1 pseudogene is annotated in these 409 nt (G+C 58.2%); it reads right to left on the reverse strand.

The features are described 5' to 3' along the window. Positions 1-390, reverse strand: a pseudogene (locus KDH83_RS31800) (hypothetical protein); the annotation flags it as partial. Between the last annotated feature and the right edge of the window lie 19 nt (positions 391-409).

Consider the following 409-nt stretch of genomic DNA (forward strand, 5'->3'; position numbering starts at 1 on the left):
CGTAAAATCGGCAAAGGCCACGGCGTTGTAGCGACCGCCATAATCCACCACTGCTGCGCGGCCAAGGCCAGGGTACAGCATGATGAAAATGAGCATCGCCGAACCGGCATAGGCAGCAAACAACAGGCTCCATTGCACTTGTTGCAACCACAGTCGTGGCACACGCAGCAATAGCCAACATACGGGAACTGCCAGCGCAAAACGCAAGAGCTTCTCAACTTCAGATGAGCTCCAGACACCAAGCCATAGGCTGCTGATAACCATGGCCAAGAAGGGCGCGCACAACGCGATCGCCATCGGCAGCACGTCTCGGAAGTCAAAGGACTCCCAGCGTCGGACCGCATTCATCACCCAGACAACGAGCCCGATCAGCCCGCAAAGATACAGCACAGCCGGGCCTCCTGCGGCG

Source organism: Achromobacter sp. Marseille-Q0513 (assembly GCF_018195695.1).
In the GTDB taxonomy this organism is placed as follows: domain Bacteria; phylum Pseudomonadota; class Gammaproteobacteria; order Burkholderiales; family Burkholderiaceae_B; genus Achromobacter.